Raw genomic sequence first — 5,502 nt, 5'->3', positions numbered from 1 at the left:
AATAGCAGAATGTCTGCTTGCCAGAGAAAAGCGTCCAAAATTGCCGTGAATGACAGGCTGGAACACCTCCGACGCCTGTTGAGTGCGCTTTAGGCACCTTGCTCGAGTGCAGCGACGACATGTTGCGCGAGGCGATGGGCAGTATCTGACAAGCCGGGCGCTTCGATGAGCGCGATTTCGGTATCGTAAAGCGGCGGAAGCTCGCTATCGTCCGCAATGGCAATGAGGTGTGGCGGCACCATCTCGCGCGGCAGGGCGGCGATGCCAAGTCCCTCTGCGACCGCGGAGAGGCTGCCCGCAAGGCTGGTGGAGGTGTAGGAGACCCGCCATTCCCGCCCGACCGCCTCCAGTGCGTTTGTGGCGCGCCTGCGATAGACGCAGGGTTCGGGAGAAACGACCAGCGGAACGATCTCCATTCCCGTTACCGCATCCCGGTCGCGTACGACCCATACCAGCGGCTCGCGCCAGACCCGCACCCCCTCGAGCTTGGCTGCCGGCTCGCGCTTGACCAAGACGAAATCGAACGCGCCCGAGTGAAACTGCTCGAACAGGTTGAGCGTCAGATCGCAGGTCACTTCGAGTTCGACCAGCGGATGCGCGGCGGTGAACGCCGAGAGCACGGAGGGCAGGTGCTGCGTGGCAAAGTCCTCGGGGACGCCCAGACGCACCCGACCGGCAATATCGGGTTCGTGGAGTTGGGCCATCGTCGCATCGTTCAAGCGCAGCATTTGCCGCGCAGGTCCGAGCAACTGCTTGCCATCGTCGGTCAGCTCGAGGGAGCGCGGGGTGCGGTTGAAGACTCGGCGGCCCAACAACTCCTCGAGCCGCTTCACCTGCAAGCTGACCGTCGACTGCGTTCGGCCGAGCCGCTCGCCAGCCGCAGTGAAGCTGCCGAGTTCGCAGATCGTCACGAAGCTGCGGAGCAGGTCGAGGTCGAGATTGCGCATCATGGGCATAAGGCACAAAATAGCTCAGAGATTGAGAGATTCAATGGATAGTATTTAGATAACTTGTTTCATCAATCATCACGTTGGCGGCAATGGGCCTCCGAAAGGAGTTCGACGTGCCGCAACCGATGTCATTTTCCGCCAGGCTGGATACCCCGAAAATCGTGACGCTGGCTCTCTGGGGCGTGCTGGGGAGTTTGCCGATTGTCGTGCTGATTTCCCGGATCGCGGGAGTGCCGATCGAGGGCTTGGCGATCATCATCAGCGCGTTGACCCTCTTCGCCGGCGCGCTCGTCGCGACCTACTCCAACCGCTACATGCGCAGTGATGCGCGCTCCGCGCGCTTCTTCGGATCGCTGGGCGCGCTGGTCGCCTGTGTCCTCCTGTTCGTGCTGACGAACAATGCGATCCTGTTCGCGCTGGCATGGGTTGCGAGCGGCCTGCTGCTCGCCGGACTGATCGGCCATAATGAAGAGTGGATTGAGGCGCGCGCCGCCGCGGAACGCAGCAGGCGGACGTTCCTCGTGGGCGACCTTACCGTCTTGGGTGCCCTCGGGCTCCTGTGCTGGCATGCCGGAACGCTCCGACTGGATGTCGCCATCGCGGCTTCCTCGGCAATGCCGGAAGCGCTTGTCAGCGCGATCGCCCTGCTCCTTCTCGCGGGTGCCGCTGCGCGCTGTGCACTGCCGCCCTTCTCGGGTTGGCTCTTGTCCTCGATGACCGCGCCCACTCCCATTTCCGCGCTGATGCATGCCGGGCTGGTGAACGCCGGGGGCTTCCTCCTCCTGCGCTTTACACCGGTGCTAGAGGCCGCGCCCGCGGCGCGATACGCGGCCATCGCTCTCGGCTTCATTGCGGCGCTCTGGGGTATCGGCATCATGGCGGTTCGCCCGGACATCAAGCGCTCGCTCGCCGGCTCGACCGTCTCACAAATGGGCTTCATGATAATGAGCCTCGGACTGGGCGCCTATGCCGCCGCGCTGTGGCACATCGTGGCGCACGGGCTGTTCAAAGCCTGGCTGTTCCTTAACGCGGGCTCGGCGATCGGCGTGCAGGCTGATAGGCGCCCGGCGCTGGATTCGCGCGTGGTCACGGTCATCGCGCCGACCACGCTTGCAATCGGCTGCGTCCTTGCCCTGAGCGGCAGCGCCAGAGGGGACCTCGTGCCCCTGCTGCTTGCGGCGGCCACCGGTGCGGCGACGCTCGGCACGATCCTGATCGAAAAGGTCGGCAGCGCTTCACGGCTCACGATCGCAGCCATACTGGCCGGGCTGGCGCTGCTCCACGTGCTCGGCTTTGAACTTGCACAAGCCGCCCTGCCGATCGCGCACGCAGCAATGCTCTCGACCAGTCTCGCCATCTTCATCCTTGCCACTTTCCTGGGAGGCTGGGTGTGGCAGAGCCGCAGGATTGCCAGCCGCTCGCCGCTCCCCGCGCCGCTATATGTCCGCCTGCTCAATGCCGGGACGCTGAGTCCCGCTCTTCCCGGAGAACGCCCGTGAACATGCATTCGCCCCTTGTCGCCACCGACCCCCTGCTGACCCGCACCGAGGTAGCCGGCCTCGTCGCCCTGGCTGCCCGGACGGTCCCGCCCATGTGGCCGCTTGAAAGCGCCATTGCCGTCAATCCGCTCGCTGGGTTCGAGGATCGCCCCTTCAGTGAGGCGGTAAGGGCAGCCGCCGAGCTGTTCGGCGCGCGCGAGAGCCTGCCGCTGGAAGTCTGGCGCGGATTGCTCGATCGCGGACGGATCGAAGAGAGCGCCCTGCGCGATGCCGCGATCCGCGCGCTTGGCGGCACCTACAAGGCGATGGCTAACATTGCGCCGGGGGTGATGGCGATCGACGTGTTGATGGCACGGCTGCTGGAAGCGGAAACCGCCAAGCCTATGGCGTCTGGAGAAGGTTCCGATCCCGCGGCTGCCTTCATCGCGAAGTGGTGCGCTGCCTTCTTCGACCAGGCCATTTCCGCCAGCCCGATGCCGCATCGCGATCTGGGACTATACCGGGCGGTTCTCACGCTCGCCCGTCACGATGCCGAATATGCGAAGCTGACGGGGGAGGCCGGACAGACGCTCCTGCTGACGGTGCCACGCGATCCGTACGAGGCCATCGCGGAAGGGCTGGCGGAGTGCGTGGGTGACAGCGATCCGCTCGGCCACCTGTCAGCGCATGTTGCGCGCCTGCCGGGTTGGGCGGGTCACATCCGCTGGCGGGCCGAGCACGCCGATCGCGAGCGTGTGGCTCATGCTCCTGCTGGCATAGCAGACTTGCTGGCTCTCTGGCTGCTGCTCGAGCGCACCGGAGCGGTTCCCGAACGAGAGGAGCGGTCGGCGCGCGGTAACCCTGTGCGATGGCTGGCGCGGCATTTCGGCCTCGACCTCGAAGGGCTCGATCCTGCGAAGGCCAATCGCTTGGCAGATATTGCTTCGCTGGACGAAGGTAGCCTTGGCGGGTTGTTCATGCAGGCTGCCGAGTGGACCTACGCCAACGCGCTGGTCCCAAAGTTGCAGCACGCGACCCGCGTGGAACCGACTGCGGCGAGGCCCGATGCACAGCTCGTCTTTTGCATCGACGTTCGTTCGGAGCCTTTCCGCCGCCAGATCGAGCGGACCGGAAGTTACGAGACCTTTGGCTATGCCGGGTTCTTCGGCTTGCCGATTGCGCTGCATTCGGAACGCGCCGGACATCGCAAGCGCCTATTGCCGGTCCTGCTGTCGCCGCAGCATGATGTCACCGAAGGGGTGGTTGCGGGCAAAGCAGACGAAGCGAACCAGGTCGCGGCACATGACCTGCGCAGTGTGCAAACTGCAAGCCTGTTCAACGCCGCCAAGCTTGGAACCGGCTCGGCTTTCGCCACGGCTGAAGCGACCGGCCCGCTGGCGGGTCTCGCCATGATGGCTCGGACCCTGGCGCCGCGCCTTGCCGAACGAAGTCGGGCGAGGCAGGAGCAGCGCCGACAGCAAGTTTTCGAGCCGAAACTCGTATACCAGACCGATAGCGACATTTTCAGCCTCGCCGAGAAGATCGGCTATGCCAGTGCCTTGTTCCACCTCACGGGCATGAAGGCGGAGACAGCTAGGCTGGTCGTGCTCGCCGGCCACGGCGCTAGCGCGGTCAATAACCCGTATGCCACGGCTCTCGATTGCGGTGCATGTGGCGGGCACGCGGGAGGTGCGAACGCGCGGGTCTTGGTCGCGATGCTGAACGATCCCGAGGTGCGGCAAGGCATGGCCGCACAAGGCGTGGCCATTCCCCACGACACCTGGTTCCTCGCTGCCCAGCACGACACGACCACCGACGAAGTGACGATTTTCGACCGCTGCAGGGTCCCGGAAAGCCATCTGGCCGAGCTTGCCACGGTTGAACGCGACCTTAAGGCGGCGGGCAAGGCAAACCGGGAGCGCAGGGCTCCGTTGCTGAACCGCACGCCCGAAGATCTGCTCATCGGCGCCGCACATTGGGGAGAGATCCGCCCCGAGTGGGGTCTGGCAGGCAACGCAGCATTCCTCGTCGGACCGAGAAACTGGAGCAAGGACATCGACCTCGAGGGACGGGCCTTCCTGCACAGCTACAACTGGGAGACAGATCCCTCCGGAGAAGCGCTGACCACAATTCTGACCGCTCCGATGGTGGTCGCCCAATGGATAAGTTGCCAGTACCTATTCTCGACCATCGACAACCAGCGATACGGCGCGGGGGACAAGGTCACGCAGAACGTGCTCGGCGGCATCGGAGTGGTACAAGGCAATGGCGGCGACCTGAAAGTTGGTCTGCCGTGCCAGTCGCTGTTTACCGATATGGGCGAGCCTTTCCACGTTCCGCAACGCTTGCTGACGGTCGTCCAGGCCCCGCTCGAGCTGGTTGAGGCCGTGGTTACGGGCAATGACATCCTCGCTCGCCTATTCGGCAAGGGTTGGGTCCAACTCGTTGTCGTCGACCCCCAGACCGGGAAGGCGCTCCGCTGGCGCGAGGACGACGCCGATGAGCAAGACGGCTATACCATTCGTTCGATTACCTGCTGACCGGAGTATTACCCATGACTGCTTTCGAACTTTCGTTGCACCGCTTGCGCAAGATTGAGATCGTCGTGCGCGCTGAAGACCATCACATGGTTGAGGACCTACTCGAAGCATCCGGCATCGGTGGCTGGACGAAGATCCGCGACGTCGCCGGTATGGGCCACTCGGGATTCCACCAGGGCAAGACAATTTTCAACGACCAGACCGGGCTCGTGATGTACGTTGGCGTGGCTGAGTCCAAGGTCATTTCGGATGTCGCGCGCGGGCTGTCCCGCTTGTTCGAAACGCGCGCCGGCGTGACTTTCCTGTCCGACGTCGAGGTGATCCGCTCCGACTATTTTGCGACGCACGAGACCGTCGCACGGTGAGCACGCCTACCCACACTAAGTTCGGTCTGATCGTCGAAGAGCAGAGCCAGTCCACCATTGGCGCGGAGAATGTCCGCTTTCAGGTATCGAGAAGTTTGGCTCCTATGTCCTGAATGAGGGCGCGTAGCTGACCGGTAGGTTTGTTCAGCATGAGCAGCCTGGCGGCATT

At 64.0% G+C, this 5,502-nt stretch carries 4 protein-coding genes; 3 read left to right on the top strand and 1 reads right to left on the bottom strand.

Annotated features, from left to right (window positions below; genetic code table 11):
• Positions 1-89 precede the first annotated feature (89 nt).
• Positions 90-956, bottom strand: a complete 867-nt coding sequence (locus ASS64_RS05225; RefSeq protein WP_067691002.1) for a LysR substrate-binding domain-containing protein — start codon at positions 954-956, stop codon at positions 90-92.
• Positions 957-1,063: 107 nt separating this feature from the next.
• Between ASS64_RS05225 and ASS64_RS05220 the strand changes: the two genes are divergently transcribed.
• Genes ASS64_RS05220 through ASS64_RS05210 form a run of 3 tightly spaced genes read left to right on the top strand, consistent with a single transcriptional unit; the run spans position 1,064 to position 5,333 of the window.
• Positions 1,064-2,449 carry a proton-conducting transporter membrane subunit gene (locus ASS64_RS05220; RefSeq protein ID WP_198147657.1) on the top strand — a complete coding sequence of 462 codons (1,386 nt, stop codon included), beginning with the start codon at positions 1,064-1,066 and terminating at the stop codon, positions 2,447-2,449.
• A 2-nt stretch (positions 2,450-2,451) separates the two neighbouring features.
• Positions 2,452-4,968 (top strand): DUF2309 domain-containing protein, encoded by a 2,517-nt coding sequence (locus ASS64_RS05215; protein WP_067690994.1) that lies wholly within the window; start codon positions 2,452-2,454, stop codon positions 4,966-4,968.
• A 14-nt stretch (positions 4,969-4,982) separates the two neighbouring features.
• Positions 4,983-5,333: a hypothetical protein gene (locus ASS64_RS05210; protein WP_067690990.1), complete on the top strand. Its 351-nt coding sequence runs from the start codon at positions 4,983-4,985 to the stop codon at positions 5,331-5,333.
• The last annotated feature ends 169 nt before the right edge of the window (positions 5,334-5,502 follow it).

It is taken from the genome of Erythrobacter sp. AP23, from assembly GCF_001542855.1.
GTDB lineage: Bacteria > Pseudomonadota > Alphaproteobacteria > Sphingomonadales > Sphingomonadaceae > Qipengyuania.
Note: the sequence above shows the minus strand (reverse complement) of the source record. Positions and strands in the feature narration are given on the sequence as shown.

Bases quoted from the DNA above. Each gene is read 5' to 3' on its own strand.
- ASS64_RS05225 (WP_067691002.1), bottom strand. From the start codon at position 956: ATGCCCATGATGCGCAATCTCGACCTCGACCTGCTCCGCAGCTTCGTG.
- ASS64_RS05215 (WP_067690994.1), top strand. From the start codon at position 2,452: ATGCATTCGCCCCTTGTCGCCACCGACCCCCTGCTGACCCGCACCGAG.
- ASS64_RS05210 (WP_067690990.1), top strand. From the start codon at position 4,983: ATGACTGCTTTCGAACTTTCGTTGCACCGCTTGCGCAAGATTGAGATC.